22 protein-coding genes are annotated in these 19,630 nt (G+C 71.6%); 15 read left to right on the top strand and 7 right to left on the bottom strand.

Translation table 11 applies throughout. The features are described from left to right. Positions 1–188 precede the first annotated feature (188 nt). From AB0M46_RS46940 to AB0M46_RS46930, 3 genes are all read right to left on the bottom strand, one after another. The gene (locus tag AB0M46_RS46940) at positions 189–1,574 is read right to left on the bottom strand and encodes a PH domain-containing protein (protein WP_363347382.1); all 1,386 of its coding nucleotides are present in this window, start codon (positions 1,572–1,574) and stop codon (positions 189–191) included. A gap of 64 nt (positions 1,575–1,638) precedes the next feature. Continuing rightward, a complete protein-coding gene (locus tag AB0M46_RS46935) occupies positions 1,639–2,142 on the bottom strand; it encodes a PH domain-containing protein (RefSeq protein ID WP_363347380.1) in 504 nt (167 codons plus the stop codon). Beyond that, the gene (locus AB0M46_RS46930; RefSeq protein WP_363347378.1) at positions 2,139–2,348 is read right to left on the bottom strand and encodes an acetone carboxylase; all 210 of its coding nucleotides are present in this window, start codon (positions 2,346–2,348) and stop codon (positions 2,139–2,141) included. Before AB0M46_RS46930 ends, AB0M46_RS46935 begins: the two co-directional genes overlap by 4 nt. A 297-nt stretch (positions 2,349–2,645) precedes the next feature. Between AB0M46_RS46930 and AB0M46_RS46925 the strand changes: the two genes are divergently transcribed. From AB0M46_RS46925 to AB0M46_RS46895, 7 genes are all read left to right on the top strand, one after another. Beyond that, positions 2,646–3,752 (top strand): MoxR family ATPase, encoded by a 1,107-nt coding sequence (locus AB0M46_RS46925; protein ID WP_363347376.1) that lies wholly within the window; start codon positions 2,646–2,648, stop codon positions 3,750–3,752. A 56-nt stretch (positions 3,753–3,808) separates the two neighbouring features. After that, positions 3,809–4,672, top strand: coding sequence for a DUF58 domain-containing protein (locus AB0M46_RS46920; protein ID WP_363347384.1), 864 nt, complete (start codon positions 3,809–3,811; stop codon positions 4,670–4,672). Beyond that, on the top strand, positions 4,669–5,619 hold the full coding sequence (locus tag AB0M46_RS46915; RefSeq protein ID WP_363347374.1) for a VWA domain-containing protein: 951 nt from the start codon (positions 4,669–4,671) through the stop codon (positions 5,617–5,619). The genes AB0M46_RS46920 and AB0M46_RS46915 overlap by 4 nt, the downstream gene beginning before the upstream one ends. A gap of 463 nt (positions 5,620–6,082) precedes the next feature. Next, positions 6,083–6,787: a 3-oxoacyl-[acyl-carrier-protein] reductase gene (gene fabG, locus AB0M46_RS46910; RefSeq protein ID WP_363347372.1), complete on the top strand. Its 705-nt coding sequence runs from the start codon at positions 6,083–6,085 to the stop codon at positions 6,785–6,787. 93 nt (positions 6,788–6,880) lie between these two features. Continuing rightward, a complete protein-coding gene (fabI, locus tag AB0M46_RS46905) occupies positions 6,881–7,654 on the top strand; it encodes an enoyl-ACP reductase FabI (RefSeq protein ID WP_363347370.1) in 774 nt (257 codons plus the stop codon). 33 nt (positions 7,655–7,687) lie between these two features. Further along, positions 7,688–8,692 (top strand): ferrochelatase, encoded by a 1,005-nt coding sequence (locus AB0M46_RS46900; RefSeq protein ID WP_363347368.1) that lies wholly within the window; start codon positions 7,688–7,690, stop codon positions 8,690–8,692. Between the two features lie 32 nt (positions 8,693–8,724). Continuing rightward, on the top strand, positions 8,725–9,504 hold the full coding sequence (locus AB0M46_RS46895; protein ID WP_363347366.1) for an HAD-IIA family hydrolase: 780 nt from the start codon (positions 8,725–8,727) through the stop codon (positions 9,502–9,504). A gap of 357 nt (positions 9,505–9,861) precedes the next feature. Here AB0M46_RS46895 and AB0M46_RS46890 read toward each other — a convergent pair whose 3' ends face one another. Further along, the gene (locus tag AB0M46_RS46890; RefSeq protein ID WP_363347364.1) at positions 9,862–10,644 is read right to left on the bottom strand and encodes a hypothetical protein; all 783 of its coding nucleotides are present in this window, start codon (positions 10,642–10,644) and stop codon (positions 9,862–9,864) included. A gap of 75 nt (positions 10,645–10,719) precedes the next feature. Here AB0M46_RS46890 and AB0M46_RS46885 point away from each other — a divergent pair, with 75 nt between their 5' ends. Next, the gene (locus tag AB0M46_RS46885; protein WP_363347362.1) at positions 10,720–11,523 is read left to right on the top strand and encodes a DUF3097 domain-containing protein; all 804 of its coding nucleotides are present in this window, start codon (positions 10,720–10,722) and stop codon (positions 11,521–11,523) included. Positions 11,524–11,710: 187 nt separating this feature from the next. Here the strand turns inward: AB0M46_RS46885 and AB0M46_RS46880 are convergent, their stop codons facing one another. After that, entirely contained in the window at positions 11,711–13,021 is a 1,311-nt protein-coding gene (locus AB0M46_RS46880) for a serine hydrolase domain-containing protein (RefSeq protein WP_363347360.1), read from the bottom strand. 142 nt (positions 13,022–13,163) lie between these two features. Between AB0M46_RS46880 and AB0M46_RS46875 the strand changes: the two genes are divergently transcribed. Next, the gene (locus AB0M46_RS46875) at positions 13,164–13,598 is read left to right on the top strand and encodes an NfeD family protein (RefSeq protein ID WP_363347358.1); all 435 of its coding nucleotides are present in this window, start codon (positions 13,164–13,166) and stop codon (positions 13,596–13,598) included. 6 nt (positions 13,599–13,604) lie between these two features. Beyond that, on the top strand, positions 13,605–14,726 hold the full coding sequence (locus tag AB0M46_RS46870; protein ID WP_363347356.1) for an SPFH domain-containing protein: 1,122 nt from the start codon (positions 13,605–13,607) through the stop codon (positions 14,724–14,726). Positions 14,727–14,771: 45 nt separating this feature from the next. Here AB0M46_RS46870 and AB0M46_RS46865 read toward each other — a convergent pair whose 3' ends face one another. Further along, a complete protein-coding gene (locus AB0M46_RS46865) occupies positions 14,772–15,578 on the bottom strand; it encodes an RNA methyltransferase (protein WP_363347354.1) in 807 nt (268 codons plus the stop codon). 607 nt (positions 15,579–16,185) lie between these two features. Here AB0M46_RS46865 and AB0M46_RS46860 point away from each other — a divergent pair. After that, a complete protein-coding gene (locus AB0M46_RS46860) occupies positions 16,186–16,620 on the top strand; it encodes a hypothetical protein (RefSeq protein WP_363347352.1) in 435 nt (144 codons plus the stop codon). A 578-nt stretch (positions 16,621–17,198) separates the two neighbouring features. After that, positions 17,199–18,059, top strand: coding sequence for a hypothetical protein (locus AB0M46_RS46855; RefSeq protein WP_363347350.1), 861 nt, complete (start codon positions 17,199–17,201; stop codon positions 18,057–18,059). On the opposite strand, the gene AB0M46_RS46850 is transcribed toward AB0M46_RS46855, so the two are convergent. Then, entirely contained in the window at positions 18,053–18,298 is a 246-nt protein-coding gene (locus tag AB0M46_RS46850) for a hypothetical protein (RefSeq protein WP_363347348.1), read from the bottom strand. The genes AB0M46_RS46855 and AB0M46_RS46850 overlap by 7 nt on opposite strands. Between AB0M46_RS46850 and AB0M46_RS46845 the strand changes: the two genes are divergently transcribed. The 3 genes from AB0M46_RS46845 to AB0M46_RS46835 form a co-directional block, all read left to right on the top strand. After that, the gene (locus tag AB0M46_RS46845; RefSeq protein ID WP_363347346.1) at positions 18,279–18,491 is read left to right on the top strand and encodes a hypothetical protein; all 213 of its coding nucleotides are present in this window, start codon (positions 18,279–18,281) and stop codon (positions 18,489–18,491) included. The genes AB0M46_RS46850 and AB0M46_RS46845 overlap by 20 nt on opposite strands. Positions 18,492–18,575: 84 nt before the next feature. Further along, positions 18,576–18,938, top strand: a complete 363-nt coding sequence (locus AB0M46_RS46840; RefSeq protein ID WP_363347344.1) for a hypothetical protein — start codon at positions 18,576–18,578, stop codon at positions 18,936–18,938. A 3-nt stretch (positions 18,939–18,941) separates the two neighbouring features. Continuing rightward, positions 18,942–19,630: polysaccharide deacetylase family protein (locus tag AB0M46_RS46835; protein WP_363347342.1), on the top strand; the 689-nt coding region annotated here is incomplete at its 3' end.

Here is a 19,630-nt window from a genome sequence, read left to right as displayed (position 1 = left end):
TCCGCGCGCACCTCCCGAACCCGACCTCGCCCCAACAACAAACGCGGGCTGACCGGCGTCACCAATCAGCCCGCGTTTAGCACCAGTCACCTAGGCCGGGGCTCGGGGTTCTCGGGGGCGTTCGCGGGTGGAGGCGCGGCGACCGAGCGGGCCGAGAAGGTGCGCCGGGCCGTGAATCCGGGCAGGCGCTAGGCCGGGGGCTGGGGGTTCTCGGCGGCGTTCGCGGGCGGAGGCGCGGCGACCGAGCGGGCCGCGGCCAGGCGGGCCGAGAAGGTGCGCCGGGCCGTGCGGGAACGGGCGGCCAGCTCCCCGGCCAGCCGGTAGGCGTCGGCGGCGTCGCGCAGCCGCGCGGTCGCGTGCAGCCCGCCCGCCGTGTCGACCGTGACCGTGGCCAGGCCGAGCAGCCGCTGCCACGGCCCCTGCACGACCCGCACGCTCTGCACCCGGGCCAGCGGCACCGCGACCAGCTCGCGGGTCAGCACGCCCTCCCGCACGGCCACCACGTCGTCGGTGACGGCCACGCCGATGCGCGACCAGGACAACGGCGCGAGCCAGCGGGCCCGGGGCGGCGGGCCGCTGAACGGCAGGGCGGCGGCGTCGATCGGGTGCGGGCCGGGGCGCGGGTCGACGGCCGCGCCGAGCACGATCGCGGCGACCGCGGTGGTCTCGCCGGTCGCGGCCGCGGGGGCCAGCGTGCCGGCGCGCAGCTGCTCGTCGCCGTTGCCGCCGTACCCGGCCACGTCGATGTGGGCCCTCGCCCAGCCGAGTCCCTGCCACAGCAGCGGCCAGGTCACCTTCACGCTCTGCACGCGCCGCGGCGGCACCGACTGGCTGCGCTTGTTGAGCAGTCCCTGGCGCAGCCGCAGCGCGGCGGCGTCGGCGGCGATGCGGAAGTCCCACTCGTCGAGGACCCGGCGCACCGGCAGCTGGAACACGCCGAGGAACGCCGTGATGGTGCTGGCCGCGCCGATGAGCGTCCAGTCCGGGTGCACCAGCGCCGGCCAGATCACGAAGGCGGCGCCGACCGGCACGGCGACCAGGTGCGGGGTGAGCAGCTGGGCGACGAGCAGCCGGCCGTTGTCGACGGCGAACAGGGGCCGCTCGGCGGCGGGCTCGGCCGGGGCGGCGCCGGTGGCCAGGCCGAGGAGGCGGGCGCGCAGCGCGGTGGCGCCGGCGAGGGTGAGGTACGCCAGCGGCGCCTCCGCCTTCGACCCGCCGATCACCTCCAGGCGCAGCTCGGCCAGGCCGAACACGCGGGCCAGGGCCGGGCGGACCACGTCGATCGCCTGCACCCGCTCGAGCGGGATGGTGCGCACCCGGCGCGACAGCAGGCCCTCGTGCACGCGCAGCTCGCGGCCGACCACCTCGTAGCCGGTGAAGGCCCACAGCACGGCGGAGACGACCACCGCACCGACCAGGACCACCGCCATGGCCATGAGCCAGTGCTCGAGGCCGAGGTCGCTCAGCCCGCGCCAGGAGACGGCGACCGCGGCCAGGAACAGCATCTTCGCCCCGCGCACCAGCGGGGTCAGCGGATGCAGCCGCTGCCGCGGCAGGGACAGCGGCTCCGTCACGCCGCCCCCGCAACACTGCCCCGCCCGGCCGGCCCGGACCGGGTGCCGCTTCGCCGCGAACCGCTCACAGACCCTCTTCCCGGATCTCGCCGAGGGCCGCGAGGCGGTCGCGCAGCCTTGTCGCCTCGGCGGCCTCCAGGCCGGGCACCCGGGCGTCGCTCGCGGCGGCGGCCGTGTGCAACGTGACGGTGGCGAGGCCGGCGGCGCGCTCGAGCGGGCCGGCGGTCACGTCGACGAACTGCATCCTGGCGTACGGCACGATGGACAGCCGCCGGATCAGCAGCCCGTGCCGGACGAGCAGGTCCTCGGCCCGCTCGGCGTAGCCCCAGGAGCGCACCGAGCGGCGCATGAACACCGCCCGCACGGCACCGGCGAGGAGCACGCCGGCGGAGGCCAGCAGGCACCACGCCGACCACAGCACCCCGGCCACCACCCCGGCGACGGCCAGCAGGACCACCCAGGCGGCCAGCGCCGCCAGCCTGACCAGAAAGTACCGCGGGGAGACGGGCCTCCACCCCACGGTGTCCGGCCACGGGCGCAACGGGTCGGGCGCGGCCGGAGCGTTCACTCCTCGAGCCTATCCCGGTCATCGATCACGGCGACGTCCCGCAGGAAGCCGCGCGCGTCGAGGAAGGCCGACAGCGACGCCTTGTGCTCGTCGCACGCCAGCCACGTCTTGCGCCGGTCCGGGGTGTGCAGCTTCGGGTTGTTCCACAACAGCCGCCACACGGCTCTGGACCGGCACCCCTTGGCGGAGCAGATGAACTCGTCCACGCCTTGAGTGTGCGGGGTGATGAGCGCCGGGCGGCCACGGGGGAAGCCGCCCGGCGACGGGTGAAATGGTACCCACCGAAGTACGGGTGATGTCCAGTCGTGCAGGCCGCCAAGTGACGGAATTTCCGAGAAATCCCCAGCATCGATAGCCGCATATGAGATATATCGGACCAAGGCGACCGTACGCGAACTCCCAGTAGGCTCTCAGCGGCGTCGGATCGCGGTCGGTCGCCGCGCCGTGCGACGCTAGGTTTGCCATAGTTTTGGCAAGCTGTCAGACATACGCGTGGAGGACCGGTGACCCAGCCGAACAACCCTGTCTCGACCCCTGCCCAGGACGCCACCGTGCTCGAGCGGGCGCTCTTCGAGGTCAAGCGGGTGATCGTCGGCCAGGACCGCATGATCGAGCGGATGTTCGTCTCCCTGCTCTGCCGCGGCCACGTGCTGCTGGAGGGCGTGCCGGGCGTGGCCAAGACGCTCGCCGTGGAGACGCTCGCCCGGGTCGTCGGTGGCACGTTCTCCCGCATCCAGTTCACGCCCGACCTCGTGCCGGCCGACATCGTGGGCACCCGGATCTACCGGCAGTCCAGCGAGAAGTTCGACGTCGAGCTGGGGCCGGTGTTCGTGAACTTCCTGCTGGCCGACGAGATCAACCGGGCCCCCGCCAAGGTCCAGTCCGCGCTGCTGGAGGTCATGGCCGAGCAGCAGGTCTCCATCGGCGGCGAGACCTACGACGTGCCCCGCCCGTTCCTGGTCATGGCCACGCAGAACCCGATCGAGCAGGAGGGCGTCTACCCGCTGCCCGAGGCCCAGCGCGACCGGTTCCTGATGCGAATTCAGGTGGGCTACCCCACCGACGCCGAGGAGCGCGAGATCGTCTACCGGGTCAGCGTGAAGACCCCGGAGCCGGTCGCGGTGCTCACCACCCAGGAGCTCATGGCGCTGCAGGAGAAGGCCGACGACGTGTTCGTGCACAACGCGCTCGTCGACTACGCGGTGCGGCTGGTGGTCGCCACCCGCGCGCCGGCCGAGCACGGCCTGGCCGACATCGCGCACCTCATTCAGTACGGGGCCAGCCCCCGCGCCTCGCTGGGCATCGTGCGGGCGTCGCGCGCCCTGGCGCTGCTGCGCGGCCGGGACTACGCGCTGCCGCAGGACATCCAGGACATCGCCCCGGACATCCTGCGCCACCGCCTGGTGCTGTCCTACGACGCGCTGGCCGACGACATCCCGGCCGACGACGTCGTGCGCCGGGTGATGGCCGCGGTGCCGCCGCCCACGGTCGCCCCGCGCCAGCAGGCCACCACCGCGCCGCAGGGCCAGGCCGCGCCGCAGGGCCAGGTCGGGCCGCCGCCCGGGGGCCAGCCGCCGGCCGCCACCATCACCACCTGGCCGGGGCGGTGAAGCTCCAGGCGGGCACCGGGCTGGACGACGCACGCGCCGAGATCGTCCTCAACCGCATGCAGCTGCTCGTCACGCGCAAGCTCGACGGGCTGCTGCAGGGGGACTACCTCGGCCTGCTGCCCGGGCCGGGCACCGAGGCGGGGGAGTCGCGGGAGTACCGCCCGGGCGACGACGTGCGCCGGATGGACTGGCCGGTCACCGCGCGCACCACGCTGCCGCACGTGCGCCAGACGGTCGCCGACCGGGAGCTCGAGGCGTGGCTGGCGGTGGACCTCAGTGCCAGCCTGGAGTTCGGCACCGCGAAGTACCTCAAGCGCGACCTGGCCATCGCCGCCGCGGCCGCCGTGTCGCACCTCACCGTCCGCGGTGGCAATCGCATCGGAGCCGTCGTCGGTACGGCGGACAACCTGACCCGCCTCCCGGCCCGCCCGGGCCGCAAGGACGCGCAGGGCCTGCTCCGCGCGATCGCGCTCACCCGGGGCGTGCCCGGGCGGGCCGACCTCGGCGCGCTCATCGACATGCTCAACCGGCCCCCGCGCCGGCGCGGCCTCGCCGTGGTGATCTCCGACTTCATGACGCCGCCGGGCCAGTGGGCCCGGCCGCTGCGCAAGCTCGGGGTGCGCCACGACCTCCTCGCGGTCGAGGTCGTCGACCCGCGGGAGCTGGAACTGCCCAACGTCGGCGTCATCGCCCTCGTCGACCCGGAGACGGGCCGGATGCACGAGGTGCAGACCGCCGACCCGAAGCTGCGCCACCGCTACGCCCACGCCGCGGCGGCCCAGCGCGCCGAGATAGCCTCGGCCCTGCGCGGCGCCAACGCGGCACACCTGCGGCTGCGCACCGACTCCGACTGGCTCCTGGACATCGTCCGGTTCGTCGCGGCCCAGCGACACGCCCGAACTCGAGGTACGACCCGATGATCCGTCTGCTCAACCCGTGGTGGCTGCTCGCGCTCCTGCCGGTCGCCGCGGTGATCGGCATCTACGTGTGGCGCCAGCTGCACCGCCGCGCCTTCGCGGTCCGGTTCACCAACGTCGACCTGCTCAGCAGCCTGGTGCCGAAGGGCATCGGGGTGCGCCGGCACGCCAGCGCCACGGCCTTCCTGCTCGCCCTGGTCGTGCTGGCCTTCGGCCTGACCCGCCCCTCGGTGGACACCAAGGAGCCGCTGGAGCGGGCCACGATCATGCTGGCCATCGACGTGTCGCTGTCCATGCAGGCCACCGACGTCGCACCGACCCGCATCGAGGCGGCCAAGTCGGCGGCCAGCGACTTCGTCAGGCAGCTGCCGGCGAGCTTCAACGTGGGCCTGGTCTCCTTCGCCAAGACCGCCAGTGTGCTCGTCTCGCCGACGAAGGAGCGCAGCGCGATCATGCAGGCCATCGACGGCCTGACCCTGCAGGAGTCGACGGCGACCGGCGAGGCGGTGTTCACCAGCCTCGACGCCATCCGCACGGTGCCCGCCGACGGCGCCGCCGGCCCGCCACCGGCCCGGATCGTGCTGCTCTCCGACGGCTTCCGCACCGCGGGCCGCTCGCTGGAGGACGCCTCCGCCGCCGCGTCCGCGGCCAACGTGCCGGTGTCGACGATCGCCTTCGGCACCGACGACGGCGTGGTCCGCATCGGCAACACCCCGCAGCGGGTCCCCGTCGACCGCCCGTCGCTGCAGAAGGTGGCCGAGGTCACCAAGGGGTACTTCTACGAGGCCGCCAGCAAGGAAGAGCTCAAGCGGGTCTACTCCGACATGGGCAGCTCCATCGGCTTCCGCACCAAGCCGCGGGAGATCACCCAGTGGTACCTCGGGTTCGGCTTCCTGCTCGCCCTGTGCGCCGGCGCCCTGAGCCTGCTGTGGGGTTCGCGACTGCCCTAGGCAGCGCGCATCGGGGCCGCGGCGTCAGCCGCGGCCCGGCCGGGCCGGGGGCGTTGCGGGGCGCACCGACCGCACCGATCAGTGCGCGCCGACCAGGAAGAAGAGGGTGGCGACCCAGACGGCGGCCAGGACAAAGCCAATGGGCGCGAGGTAACGGCTCACGACGTGCTCCCAACGAGTGTTGTCTGCGCAGGAAACGGAGAACAGACACGCGGAAAGCCGTGGCGGGTGCTCTGCTTGGAACTACCGGCCACGACTGGAGGGATCGCTACTTCGCACAGCGATCACCTCCTGGGGAGCGGCTGCCGTGCCGGACGGCCAGCGAATCGGGCCCAGCCGTCAATGCGGCCGGACATCCAAACCTGCATATCGTACTGCGCCCCGCGCCGCCCGGCATCAGCCGCCCGGCCCCCCGGGCCCTACGATGCTTGTTGTTTTCCCGACTTTCACGAGAGGCGGCACCGTGGCGAGGACCGTGCTGGTCACCGGCGGCAACCGGGGCATCGGACTGGCGATCGCGCAGGCGTTCGCGAAGCAGGGCGACCGGGTCGCCGTCACCCACCGTGGCTCCGGCGCTCCGGAGGGCCTCTTCGGCGTGCAGTGTGACATCACCGACACCGCCGCCGTGGACGCCGCCTTCACCGAGGTCGAGAACGCGCTCGGCCCGGTCGAGGTGCTCATCGCCAACGCCGGCATCACCCAGGACACCCTGCTGCTGCGCATGAGCGACGAGCAGTTCACCGGGGTCATCGACACGAACCTGACCGGCTCGTTCCGCTGCGCCAAGCGGGCCGCCGGCAAGATGCTGCGGGCCCGCTGGGGCCGGATCATCTTCATCTCCTCGGTCGTGGGCCTCTACGGCAGCCCCGGCCAGGTCAACTACGCCGCCAGCAAGGCCGGCCTGGTCGGCATGGCCCGCTCGATCACGCGCGAGCTGGGCAGCCGCAACATCACCGCCAACGTCGTGGCGCCCGGCTTCATCGAGACCGACATGACGGCGGTGCTTCCGGAGGCGACGCAGGCGGAGTACAAGAAGAACATCCCGCTCGGCCGCATGGCCAAGCCCGAGGAGGTCGCCGACGTGGTCACGTTCCTCGCCAGCGCCGCCGCGGCCTACGTCACCGGCGCCGTCATCCCCGTCGACGGCGGCATGGGCATGGGGCACTGAGCGCGACGCGCGGGCCTCGGCGCGAAAGATCCCGGCTGCGGGCGCATGCGGGATCTTTCGAACATTTCACGATTTAGGGAGACCTCGGAGACTATGGCAGGACTTCTCGAAGGCAAGCGGCTGCTCGTCACGGGCATCATCACCGAACAGTCGATCGCCTTCTCCGTCGCGAAGCTCGCCCAGGAGCAGGGCGCCCAGGTCGTGCTCACCGGCTTCGGCCGCCTGTCGCTGGTCGAGCGCATCGCCAAGCGGCTGCCGCAGGAGGCCCCGGTGATCGAGCTCGACGTCACCAACCGGGAGCACCTCGACGGCCTGGCCGGCAAGGTCCGCGAGCACGTTGACGGCCTCGACGGCGTGCTGCACTCGATCGGCTTCGCCCCGGCCTCCTGCCTCGGCGGCGACTTCCTCGCCGCGCCGTGGGAGGACGTGGCCACCGCACTGCACGTGTCGACGTACTCGTTCAAGTCCCTCACGGTGGCCTGCCTGCCGCTGATGGGCCCCGGCGGCTCCGTCGTCGGCCTGGACTTCGACGCCTCGAAGGCCTGGCCGGTGTACGACTGGATGGGCGTGGCCAAGGCCGGCCTCGAGTCCACCTCCCGCTACCTGGCCCGCGAACTGGGCCCGCGCGGCATCCGGGTGAACCTCGTCGCCGCCGGCCCGCTGCGCACGATGGCGGCCAAGTCGATCCCCGGCTTCGCGGTGTTCGAGGACTCGTGGGCCAAGACCGCCCCGCTCGGCTGGGACCTGCAGGACCAGGCCGCCGCGGCCAAGGCCTGCTGCGCGCTGATGTCGGACTGGTTCCCGGCCACCACCGGCGAGATCGTGCACGTCGACGGCGGCTACCACGCCGTGGGCTCGTCCCAGTAGGTCTCACCCCCGCAGCAGGAGCAGAATGAGGGCGTGGCATATGACGCGTTCCTCCTGCTTTCGTTCGGCGGTCCGGAAGGGCAGGAGGACGTCCTGCCCTTCCTGGAGAACGTCACCCGCGGCCGGGGCATCCCCCGCGAGCGCCTCGAGACCGTCGCCGGGCACTACCGGAAGTTCGGCGGCGTCTCGCCGATCAACGCCCAGTGCCGCGCGCTCGTCGAGGCGCTGCGCCCCCGGCTGGACCTCCCCGTCTACTGGGGCAACCGCAACTGGCACCCGATGCTCGCCGACACCGTCCGGCAGATGCGCGACGACGGGGTACAGCGGGCGCTGGCCTTCGTGACGAGCCCGTTCGGGTCGCACTCATCGTGCCGGCAGTACCTGGACGACATCGCGCTCGCCCGCGCCGAGGTGCCCGACGCCCCCGTCATCGACAAGATCCGGCAGTACCACGACCACCCCGGCTACATCGCACCGCACGCCGACGCCGTGCGGGCCGCGCTGGACGCCCTGCCGTCGCGGATGGCCGCCCGCCTCGTCTTCACCGCGCACTCGATCCCCACGTCGATGAACGCGGCCAGCGGCCCCGGCGGCACCGGCCGCTACCTCGCCCAGCTGCGCGAGACGGCGGCCCTGGTGGCCGCCGAGGCCGCCCCGGAGCTCGGGTGGGACCTGGTCTGGCAGAGCCGCTCCGGCGCCCCGCACGTGCCGTGGCTGGAGCCGGACGTCAACGACCACCTCGAGGCGCTGGCCAAGGAGGGGGTCACCGAGGTGGTGGTGAGCCCGATCGGCTTCATCTCCGACCACCTGGAGGTCATCTGGGACCTCGACGAGGAGGCCCGGGCCACCGCCGGCCGCCTCGGCCTCGCCTTCGCCCGGGCCGCCACCCCCGGGGTCGACCCCCGCTTCGTGGACATGATCCGACAGCTGGTCGACGAGCGCGTGCTTGCTCACAGTAATGTGCGTCACGCCCTCGGCACCGTCCCGACCTGGGACTTCTGCCCCGCCGACTGCTGCGTGTCACCAAAACGCGCTTAGGCTCGAAACGTTTCTGAGGGAGTATGTTGCGCGTGAGAGAACGCAAGCCCATCGAGTCCTGGCTCACCGACATGGACGGGGTCCTCGTGCACGAGGGCGAGCCCGTGCCCGGCGCACCGGAGTTCGTCAACCGGCTGCGCTCGTCCGGTAAGCCATTCCTGATCCTGACCAACAACTCCATCTACACGGCGCGCGACCTGCAGGCCCGGCTGCGCCGCATAGGCTTCGACGTCCCCGAGTCGGCCATCTGGACCTCGGCCCTGGCCACCGCCCAGTTCCTGGACACCCAGCGGCCGGGCGGCACCGCCTACGTCATCGGCGAGGCGGGCCTCACCACGGCCATGCACGAGGTCGGCTACATCCTGACCGACACCGAGCCCGACTACGTCGTGCTGGGGGAGACCCGGACGTACAGCTTCGAGGCCATAACTGCCGCCATCCGGCTCATCAACGACGGCGCCCGGTTCATCTGCACCAACCCGGACGCGACCGGCCCGTCGAACGAGGGCGCCCTGCCGGCCTGCGGCGCCGTGGCCGCGCTCATCTCGAAGGCGACGGGCATCGAGCCGTACTTCATCGGCAAGCCCAACCCGATGATGATGCGCTCGGCCCTGAACAGCATCGACGCCCACTCGGAGACCACCGCCATGATCGGCGACCGGATGGACACCGACGTCCTGTGCGGGCTCGAGGCGGGGCTGGAGACGATCCTGGTGCTCAGCGGGATCAGTTCGGCGTCGGACGTGGAGCGGTACCCCTACCGGCCCTCGCGCATCATCCCCTCCGTCGCCCACCTGATCGACGAGGTCTGACCCTCACCCCCGGTTGCCGCGGCGCCCGGCCTGGTTGCCCGTCCGGGGCGACCTGCCGGGCGCCCCGCGCGAGTGCCCTTGCCGGCTACCCTGCCCCCACCAGCCCACGTGCGTGGGGCGTGCTGGCGCCGTCCGCTGCCCTCTTGCTAGCCCGCTGAGTGACGTGTGGGGCGTGCCGGGGCCGCTCCCTGCCCTTGCTAGCCCGCTGGGTGAGGTGGCGCCGTCTCCTTGTCCCTTGTCAGCCCCACAGGGCGACATGTCGGGCGCTGCGCGCCGCGACATGTCGGATTTATACCCTGACGGGGTATGAAGCAGATACGTCGCGGTGTGCCCGACTTATCCGGTCAAAACGGGCGATCAGAGCAGGGGTGCGTTGCAGGCGGCAACCAGTGCGCGGCGGCACGCGGTGGTGAGCGGGCGCAGGGCCGCGTCGCGCTGCTGGACCTCGTAGCCGTTGACGGCCCCGCCCGGGGCGGCGTGCTCGGCCAGGGCGAGCACGCGGTCGAGGATGCTGGCGCGGGCGTAGAGGCGCCGGGCCCGTGGGTCGTACCCCGGCGGCAGGTCGGTGGCGCCGTCAGGCTTGCGGATGGCCTCGATCGCCCCGGCCAGCTCCGGGCGCCACTGGGCGATGTCGAGCTTGGCAAGGGTGCGGGTGGCGGTCACCAGCTCGGCGGAGAGCTCGGCCTCGGCCTCGGCCGTGGTGGGCTCGTGCGCGGCCGGGCGCTCGACCGGGAGCGAGAACACCTGCCAGCGCACGGTCTCGAACTCGTCGCCCGAGCCGGAGGTGTGCAGCCGTACCTCCGGCACGAAGCCCAGGCCGCCCGCGATCACGCCCTCGCCGGCGACCAGGGCGGCGCCGGTGAAGGGGCCGGGACCCGGCAGCCCGCGGGGGTCACCCGGGGCGGGGAGCACCAGGCGTACCTCGTCGGGGTGCAGCTTCGACAACGACGGCAGGGCGGCGGCGAGCGACACGTCGGTCCACGTGCCGGGGACGTCGGAGACCATGTGCTCCTCGTCGCCGGAGATCTCGGCGGCGGCGTCGTCGCACGGCACCAGGCCGGCGCGCCACGCCCGGACCCATGCCACGAAACGCGCCGAGCGGCGCGCCTGGAGGGTCGCCGCGCGTGCTGCGGGGGACATGGGAGCAAGGGTACGTGCTGACGAGCCGGTATGTCTCGCAGGCGATGAGGCGGTCAGCCGATACGCTTCCCGGGCATGGACGTCCTGGCGAACAACGACCGGCGGCGCCGGCGCGCGGTGCCCGTGGTCGAGGCCGAGCTCGACCTGGTGGTGGAGGACGCGGACTCGGGCTTCTGCGGGGCCGTGGTCGGGTTCGAGTTCGGGGCCGTGGTGCTCGAGGATCGGCACGGCAAGCGGCGCAACTTCCCCCTGGACCCGGCCGCCTTCCTGCTCGACGGGCAGCCGGTGACCTTGGTGCGGCCGGCGCCTGCACGGGTACAGCAGCGGAACATGACGGCGTCGGGCTCGATCGCGGTGGCCGGGGTGACCGCCCGGGTGGCCCGCCGCAGCCGGATCTGGGTCGAGGGCGTGCACGACGCCGCCCTGGTCGAGCGGATCTGGGGCGACGACCTGCGCATCGAGGGCGTGGTGGTGGAGCCGCTGGACGGCATCGACGAGCTGGCGGCGGCGGTCCGCGGGTTCGGCCCGGGCCCGGTGGCGCGCCTCGGCGTGCTCGTCGACCACCTCGTGCCGGGCTCGAAGGAGAGCCGGATCGTGGCGTCGGTGCAGTCGCCGTACGTGCTGGTGACCGGCCACCCGTACGTCGACGTCTGGCAGGCCGTGAAGCCCTCGGCGGTCGGCATCCGCGCGTGGCCCGTGGTCCCGCCGGGCCGGCCCTGGAAGGAGGGCGTCTGCGCGGCGCTGGGCGTGGCCGAGCCGGCCGACATGTGGCGGCGCGTCCTGGCCTCGGTCTCGAGCTTCCGCGACGTCGAGACCCCGCTGATCAACTCCATGGAGCGCCTGATCGACTTCGTCACGGAGCCGGACGACGACGCCTGAACCCGCCCGAAAGCGAAATCTCGGGGCGCTGGCACGTCGTGACATTTCCAGCATATGGCCTGCCGGGGTGTAAATCCGATGACTCCGCTACACGCATGGATAGCGCGCCGGCGCCCGACTTATCGGTGAGAGCAACAACCGTCAGACGCTGGTAAATCGTGAAAAATCCGGCTTCGGGAGGCGCGGCCTATGCCGGCCACGGCGAGCGGGTGAAGATGAACGTCGCGATATCCAGCGCCGTCACCTCGCCCGTCGCCGAGCGGCGCACCTGCAGGATCTCGCCGTCGTTCTCGCCCGACCGGCCCCGCCAGCGGTCCGCCGCCAGGCCGTCCGGCTCGAACCGCCAGGGCGCGTCGCCCGTGGTCAGCGGGGTGATCACCAGCCAGCCCCCGTCCCAGCCGGCCTCGAACTCCCGTCCCATCCACCACCAGCGGCCGGTCAGCGGGGCCACCTCGGCCGGCGGCGGGGTGCCCGGCCGCCAGGGGGCCACCGGCGCCGGCTCCCGCTCGAGGACCGTCTCCAGGAGGTCGAGGCCGAAGGCGGGGATCCCGCCCGGGTACCGCATCGTGTACGCGTTGGCGAAGGCCACCACCGCCGTGCGCGAGGGCCGGTGCGCGGCGAGGACGGCCACGTAGCCGGGCATCGAGCCGCTGTGGCCCACGAACACCCGCTCCCCGCGCCGCCACAGCTGCAGGCCCAGGCCGTGGCCCTCGGTCCAGGCGTCCAGGTCGCTGAGCACCACCGGGACGCACATCTGCTCGACGGTGGCCGGGGCGAGGACGGCCGGGTCGGGGTCGGCCAGGAAGGCGGCCCAGCGGGAGAGGTCCTCGACGGTCGACCACAGCTGCCCGGCCGGGGCCATCGCGCCCGCGTCCAGGCGCGGCTCCTCGCGCATCTCGTCGAGCCACGGGTGCATGACGTAGCCGCGCGCGAAGGGCTCCACCGGGTCGTAGGTGGTGCGGTCCAGGCCCAGCGGGCGCAGGAGGCGCTTGCCGGCCATCTCCCGCCAGTCCTCGCCGCCCAGCCGGGAGACCACGGCGCCCAGCAGGCCGTAGGCGAGGTTCGAGTAGTGGAAGCCGTGCAGGGGCGGGTAGGCGACCTTGTCGGCGGTCAGGGTGGACAGGAACGTGTCGACGTCCGTGCCGGCGTTGCGCTCCCACCAGTCGCCGTCGGGCTCGCGCTGCACGCCGCCGGCATGGCCGAGCAGCTGGCGCAGGGTCACGGCGCCGACCGGGGTGCCGGGGAGGTGGCGGTACAGCAGGTCGTCGAGGGCCAGGCGGCCCTCGTCGCGCAGTGCGAGTACCAGTGCGGCGGTCATGGTTTTGGTGATCGAACCGATCCGGAACTGCTGCCCGGGCAGGTAGGGGCCGGCCGAGGCCACGTGGGCCGGCGCGCCGTCGCGGACCACCCCGGCCACCAGGGTCGGCACCCGCGCGCCCGCGTGGGCGTGGGCCACCAGCTCGTCGATGCGGGACACGGTTTCGGGCAGGAGGGGCACGGGGGTGAGCCTTCCGGGAGAACGGTCTGTCCGAACGGCCCAACTGTGCACCCCCGGCGGGGGTGGCGGGAAACGGCAAGGTTGATGCAACTGCCACGCTCCGGGTACGGCATCACGTGCATCGGCGTGACACGATCAAAGTGTGGATGTCTGGCTGATCGTCTGGTTGATCGTCGGCGCCGCACTCGTCGCGGCGGAGGTCTTTACGACCACCTTCGTGCTGCTGATGTTCGCGATCGGTGCGTTCGCCGCCGCCGGGGCCGCCGCCCTCGGCGCCAACGGGCCGGTGCAGGCGGCCATCTTCGCCGCGGTGAGTGCGCTGTCGTTCGTGGCGGTGCGGCCCACGCTGCGCCGCTACATGCAACGCGACGAACGCGACACCCAGATGGGTGTCGAGGCCATCGAGGGCTCGATGGCGCTCGTGCTGGAGAACGTCGACAACGATAGTGGGATGATCAAGATTGACGGCGAGCTCTGGCGGGCCCGGCCGTACGACGCGACCCAGCGCTTCGAAAAGGGCGAGCGGGTGCGGGTGATCGAGATCAAGGGCGCTACCGCAATGGTGTGGAAGGACTGAGGCCCCGTGGATCCAACTGTGCTCCTGGCTGTGCTGGTGATTGCCGTCGCCCTGATCGGCATCATCACGGTGGCCAAGTCGGTGAAGGTCGTGCCGCAGCAGGTCGAATACGTGGTGGAGCGGCTCGGCAAGTACAGCCGGACGCTCACCCCGGGTCTCAACATCCTGGTGCCGTTCATCGACTCCGTCCGCAACAAGGTGGACAAGCGCGAGGCGGTGGTCAACTTCCCGCCCCAGCCGGTGATCACCTCGGACAACCTCGTCGTGTCGATCGACACGGTGCTGTACTTCAAGGTCGTCGACTCGGTCCGCGCGACGTACGAGATCTACTCGTACCTGCAGGCGATCGAGCAGCTGACCGTCACCACGCTGCGTAACGTGATCGGCTCGCTCGACCTGGAGAAGGCGCTCACCAGCCGCGACGAGATCAACCGGCACCTGTCCGGCGTGCTCGACGAGACCACCGGGCGCTGGGGCATCAAGGTCACCCGGGTCGAGATCAAGGCGATCGAGCCGCCGCCGAGCATCCGTGACTCCATGGAGAAGCAGATGCGGGCGGAGCGGGACCGGCGCGCGGCCATCCTGCACGCGGAGGGCCTCAAGCAGTCGCAGATCCTGACCGCCGAGGGTGAGAAGCAGGCCGCGGTACTGCGGGCAGAAGGCGAACGGCAGTCCCGCATCCTGACGGCGGAGGGCCAGGCGAAGGCCATCCGGACCGTCGTGGACTCCATCCACCTGGCCAACCCCGACTCCAAGGTGATGGCGTACCAGTACCTGCAGTCGCTGCCGCAGATCGCCGCCGGCCAGTCGAACAAGCTGTGGATCCTGCCGGTGGAGCTGACCAAGGCCCTCGAGGGCATCGGCGGCGCGCTCGGCGGCGTGGCCCAGATGACCAACGAGCAGCGCAGCCGGCACATCGACCAGAGCGCCGTGGAGGAGGCCGAGTCCGAGGAGGTCCTCGAGGCCCGGCGCTCCGCCGAGGAGGCGGCCGCCGCCGCCAACGCCGAGGCCGCCGCGGCCGCCGCCCAGGTCTCCGGCGACCAGGCCGGCCGCGAGCTGACGGGCTCGCCCGGCGTACCGGCGTCGGTCTTCGACCCGCAGCCGGAGCGCGACCGCGACGAGGCCTGAGCACCCCACCGGCCACCGGGCGCCGTGCCCGGTGGCCCGGTGCGCTCACGAGCCGCGGCTGAGCTCCCAGAAGGCCACCGCGGCGGCGTTCGCGACGTTCAGCGAGTCGACACCGCGGTGCATCGGGATGACCACCCGGGCGTCGGCGGCCCGCTGCGCCCGCTCGGTCAGCCCGGGCCCTTCCGCCCCGAGCAACAGCGCCGGCCGCGCCCGCTGCGCCGCGCTCAGCGTCTGGATCGGCACCGCGTCGACGGCGGGCGTCAGCGCGAGCACCGTGAACCCCGCCTCCTGCACCCGCCCGAGAGCCTCCGGCCACGGCTCCAGCCGCGCGTACGGCACGGCGAACACCTCACCCATGCTGACCCGGACGCTGCGGCGGTACAGCGGGTCCGCGCACGTCGGCGACAGCAGCACACCGTCCATACCGAGCGCCGCCGCGCTGCGAAACAGCGCACCGACGTTCGTATGGTTGTTGATGTCCTCCAGGACAGCGATCCGGTGCGCGGACCTCAGGATGTCGGCCGCGTCCAGCGAGGGTTTGCGGTGGAACGAGGCCAGCACGCCGCGGTGGACGTGGAAGCCGGTGATGGCCTCGAGCGTCGCCTGATCGCCTGCGTACACGGGCGCGTCGTCGATCGGCAGGTCGTCGAGCTGCGCGACGCGTTTGGCGTCGATGAGGACGGAGCGGATGCGGTATCCGGCCCGCAGCGCCCGGCGCAGGACGAGTTCGCCTTCGGCGATGAACAGCCCGTGCGGGGGTTCCCACCGGGTGCGCAGCTCCACGTCGGTGAGTGCCCGGTAGTCGGCAATCCGTTCATCGTTGTGGTCGGTGATCGTCTCTGCTGGCTGCACTCACTGGATTCTGCCTTGTGTGGCGGGGCGAACCGAGTCAGGGCTGGTCGCGAAGGCTTCCACGTTCTGGAACAGCGCCGCACCGACCGACAGCGTCGCCGGGTTCGCCGACGCCGACGTGGTCACCCAGCACCGCTCTGCGTCGTTGGGCGTGCGCGCGGGGCCGCAGGCTGTAGCGTGTGCGCGCGGCCCGGCGCAGCCGGGCCGTCTTGATGGTTGATGCTTCCGGCTGATCGGCCGGGCGACTGGAGTCTTAGGGTCAATGAGTCGCGAGGTCCGGAATGGTCTGAGTTTGGCGGTGGAATAGTAGAGTTTCTCGCGGAAACGCTTTCGGGAAACTATTCGGTTTCCGTTTTCCCGAACGGCTTTCCGTCATCAGATCCAAAATTCACCCCTTTTGTGCCGCGGTGAAATTTGGTCAACCCTTGGGTCAGCACTTCGTCCGATGCTCGACTATAGCGGTTGCAATGAGCCATTTTCATCGTGGCGCCGCAGGTCGTCGACGGCGTGACGTGCAGGGATCGACGTAGGGCGAGGCACCCGGTAAGACATCTGTCGACCAAGACTCGATATAGTAGGTCCTGCCGTCGGACAGTTGGAGTGGCGGATGACTCTGAAGCCTGGCGACATGCTTCTCATGGAATGTGAACGTACGTCGGTACGGGTTTCCCGCATCATCCGGTCCTGGGTGATGGTCAGGTGGCCGTGGCGGGAAATCGACCCAGAATCGCGAACTCGGTGGGATGGCACGGTGGCAATTCCATGTGATCCAACCCGGATCGAATGGTTTCATACGCCGTGGCGTCTCGACCCGCATGTGGGACTAAGCGTCGGCGACACCTGCTCGCTGTTCATTCCACCGACCAGGGTCATAGTGCGAGGCGTCCATCAGTTTGATCCACCGATGGCTATGGGCTATCTTCCGCGCGCCAATTATGCCGTTGAGATGGTCGAGGTGGCACATCAGGACAACGAGAATGTCGGATTCGTGATGTATTTCGACTTCGCGGAGCCGATCCGAATCACCCCGGTTGGGGGTTAGCCTGGGCCAATCGTGCGCTCAGCGGACCTGGAAGTTCAGCTGCAGTTGCGTCCCTCGCCGGCGATTGGTGGGCCAAGCAGGCGGGCGGATGACGCCCCCCATTGACCAACGGCGCGCACATACCGAGCTGCAGCTACTGGGCGGATGGAGCTACGTAGTGGGGTAGGCGGGAGGCTGTCGCACAGCTTTCGATCTTCGGCCGTCAAGAGCTCTTGTGGCTCCAAGCCGAGGTGACCGGGCTGACCGGCGCGTGCGGTGACGCCCTTGCGGGCCTGCGGCAGCGGTGTGGTGTCGCGGCCTGGGCCGGATCGCCTTGGTGCGCAGGCAGTGGCGAGGCGGTCTCTGATCTGGCCGTGTTGTGTGATCAGGCGCGACTGTTCAGACTGGTCGCGTCGGACACGACGGCGTGGCGACTGCTGTCTGATAGGGATGCTGAGAACCTCGATAGGTTGCGCCAGGCGCGCGCTGGGCGCAGGAACTGGCCTGGGCGCAGCGGGTCGAGACCCAATGCCGTTCAGATAAGAGTCAGCAGCACCGTCGCGATCCCCGTCAGCAGATATTCATGTGTCAGGATGTCCATGATGAGGGACCTGTCTGCCGGTCTCGACGAGGTCCGGGATGCGTTGGTGGAACTCGTATCGGAGATCCGTGACGAGTTCGGCTCGGCGCCGTCGGTCGCGGAGGTACTTGAGGTTATTGCCCTTGCGATGCCGTACGGCGACGAGCGGCTGGAGCCGGTTACCTTCCCGATGAGGTTGTGGGCCCAGGGCTCGAAGGTTGCCCGGCAGGATCGCGGCGCCTCGCGGGTGAGTGACCTGAACGATGCGTCATTTGTGATCGCGGGTCACGCGATTGATCTGCTCATCGGACGGCTTGCCGCATCCGGTGAGCCCATGACGGTCGCCCGTTTGCTTCCCCCGTTGGCTGGCTTGCTGCGCAACCTGTCGGACGATGCGCTCGCCGGCGCTGCCGGCCTGCAGGCGATCGAGGCGAAGTGGTCGCCGGTTCGTGGCCGCCGCCCTCGACTGGGGGACGTGGTATCGATTCCCTCGACGCTTGGGGGCTGGTACGTCGCTGTCGTGGTTGCGCGGAATCGATTCGGGACGGCGTATGGCCTGTTCCAAGGGCGGCAGCCGACGCTGCGGACCCCTGCCCCCGGCGCACAGGTCGATCCGTATCCGGTCTATTCCGATGATGACGAGGTCCTGCACGGGAGATGGCCCGTTCTTGGTCGTGACGAGAAGCTGCTGGAGCGTTTTCCGGCCGATCCGGAAATCTTTCATTGGCCGGGCCTAGCGGAGACGTCGGCGGGAGCGACCCGTCCCATGTCGGACGAGGAGGCCGAGCTGGTCGGTTTGGCCGACCGCAGCTACAGGCAGAGCTGGATGAGCGAGTATCTGGCGGCGAAGCTCGACGCGAAGGCCACTGGGGATCAGTAAACCGGCTCAGGGCACTCGGAGATGACGTCCGGCGGAGCTGGTGACCCGTGACGCAGGCGGGTGAGGAGGGTTCGGTCGTGGGCGGTGCGCGGGGTGCTCACCAGGATGTTCAGGTGCGGGCCGGCGCTCATGGTCAGGGCCACCGACGTGAACGCGATGTCGCCGACCGCCGTGCGGACGGTGTCGGCGGACTCGGCCGGGACGTCGGTGACGACGTGGGTGGCGTGGAACGCGCACATCGTCGGCCTCGTCAGCGGCTACCCCGAGGAGACCAAGGGCGAGGACCTCGCCATCCTGGCCGGGCTGCCCGCGGCCAGGCGGCTGCGGCCGGTGGTCGGCTGGAGCGCGGACTGGGCCGGCACGGCGCTCGCGTTCGAGGCCCTCGCCGAGCGGAAGGTGCGGGGCAAGGCGGTGCTGACCATCTCATCGTGACGGCCCGCTCACCGGGAGGCAGTGCGGCAGTGCTGCGGTGGGCCGGGTGTAACGGCACGGGGGACTGTGCCGCTGGTTGCTGCCGTGGAACCTGTGTTCATGGACCGCAGCGGCCGCCGGCGGCGGGTCATCACCGCGCTCGGCGCGGCGCTCGGCGTGCTGCTGTTCGCGGGCGTGGGCCTGCTCGTCACCGGGCTGCTGGGTTCCTCGCGGGTCCCGCTGCCCGGGCTGCCGGACAGCGGGCGTGGCGCATTGCAGCAGCGTGACGCCGGCGGCGGCCGCGCACCGGTCCCGGCCCCCGCCCCGGCCACGTCCGTGCCGCCCGCCACCCACGGGCCGAAAACCTCCGCGGCCACCCCCTCGCCGGCCCCGGTCGCGACCAGCACGAAGCCGGGCAACCGCCCGGCGTCGCACCCCGGCAACCCCAAGTCGAGCCGGACGAAGTAGCCCGTGGCCGCGCACAAGGCCCGGCACGAACCCCGAGCCCACTGGATTCTGCTGCTGCTCGCCCTCGTCGTGCTCCTGGCCGAGCTGTGCCTGGACGGCTTCGCCGGCCGGCCGGGCGGGGAGGGGCACGCCGCGACCGCACCGGCGCAAGAGGCGGTCCCCGGTGGCGGCGCCGGCCCGGTCTTGCGCACCGCGCCGGACGGCGGTGTGCGCGCGGCCGGGATGCCGCCCGGGACCATCGCGCTGACGTTCGACGACGGCCCGGACCCGCGCTGGACGCCCCAGCTGCTCGACCTGCTGAGCCAGTACCACGCCCATGCCACGTTCTTCGTCGTCGGCGCGCAGGTCAACCGCTACCCGCAGCTGGTGCGCCGGATGGTGGCCGAGGGCCACGAGGTCGGCGTGCACACGTTCACCCACCCCGACCTCGCCGCCCAGCCGGTCTGGCGGCAGCGCCTCGAGCTGACCATGACCGCGAACGCGATCGCGGCGGCGACCGGGCGCACCGCGCGGCTGATGCGCCCGCCCTACTCCTCGACGCCGGAGGCGCTCGACGCCGCCGAGGACGCGGTCCTGCGCACGGCCGCGGGTGAGGGGTACCTCGCCGTCCTCGCCGACCGGGACACCCAGGACTGGCAGCGCCCGGGCGCGGACGCGATCGTGCGGGCCGCGCTCGCGGGGCCGCCGGGGGC

It is taken from the genome of Dactylosporangium sp. NPDC051485 (assembly GCF_040682015.1).
Classification (GTDB): Bacteria; Actinomycetota; Actinomycetes; order Mycobacteriales; family Micromonosporaceae; genus Dactylosporangium.
This window is presented reverse-complemented; position numbering and strand designations above follow the sequence as displayed.

Coding starts and splice junctions, on each gene's coding strand:
- AB0M46_RS46920 (WP_363347384.1), top strand. CDS start 3,809: ATGCAGCTGCTCGTCACGCGCAAGCTCGACGGGCTGCTGCAGGGGGAC.
- AB0M46_RS46915 (WP_363347374.1), top strand. CDS start 4,669: ATGATCCGTCTGCTCAACCCGTGGTGGCTGCTCGCGCTCCTGCCGGTC.
- fabI (WP_363347370.1), top strand. CDS start 6,881: ATGGCAGGACTTCTCGAAGGCAAGCGGCTGCTCGTCACGGGCATCATC.
- AB0M46_RS46890 (WP_363347364.1), bottom strand. CDS start 10,644: ATGTCCCCCGCAGCACGCGCGGCGACCCTCCAGGCGCGCCGCTCGGCG.
- AB0M46_RS46885 (WP_363347362.1), top strand. CDS start 10,720: ATGGACGTCCTGGCGAACAACGACCGGCGGCGCCGGCGCGCGGTGCCC.
- AB0M46_RS46860 (WP_363347352.1), top strand. CDS start 16,186: ATGACTCTGAAGCCTGGCGACATGCTTCTCATGGAATGTGAACGTACG.
- AB0M46_RS46855 (WP_363347350.1), top strand. CDS start 17,199: ATGATGAGGGACCTGTCTGCCGGTCTCGACGAGGTCCGGGATGCGTTG.
- AB0M46_RS46850 (WP_363347348.1), bottom strand. CDS start 18,298: ATGTGCGCGTTCCACGCCACCCACGTCGTCACCGACGTCCCGGCCGAG.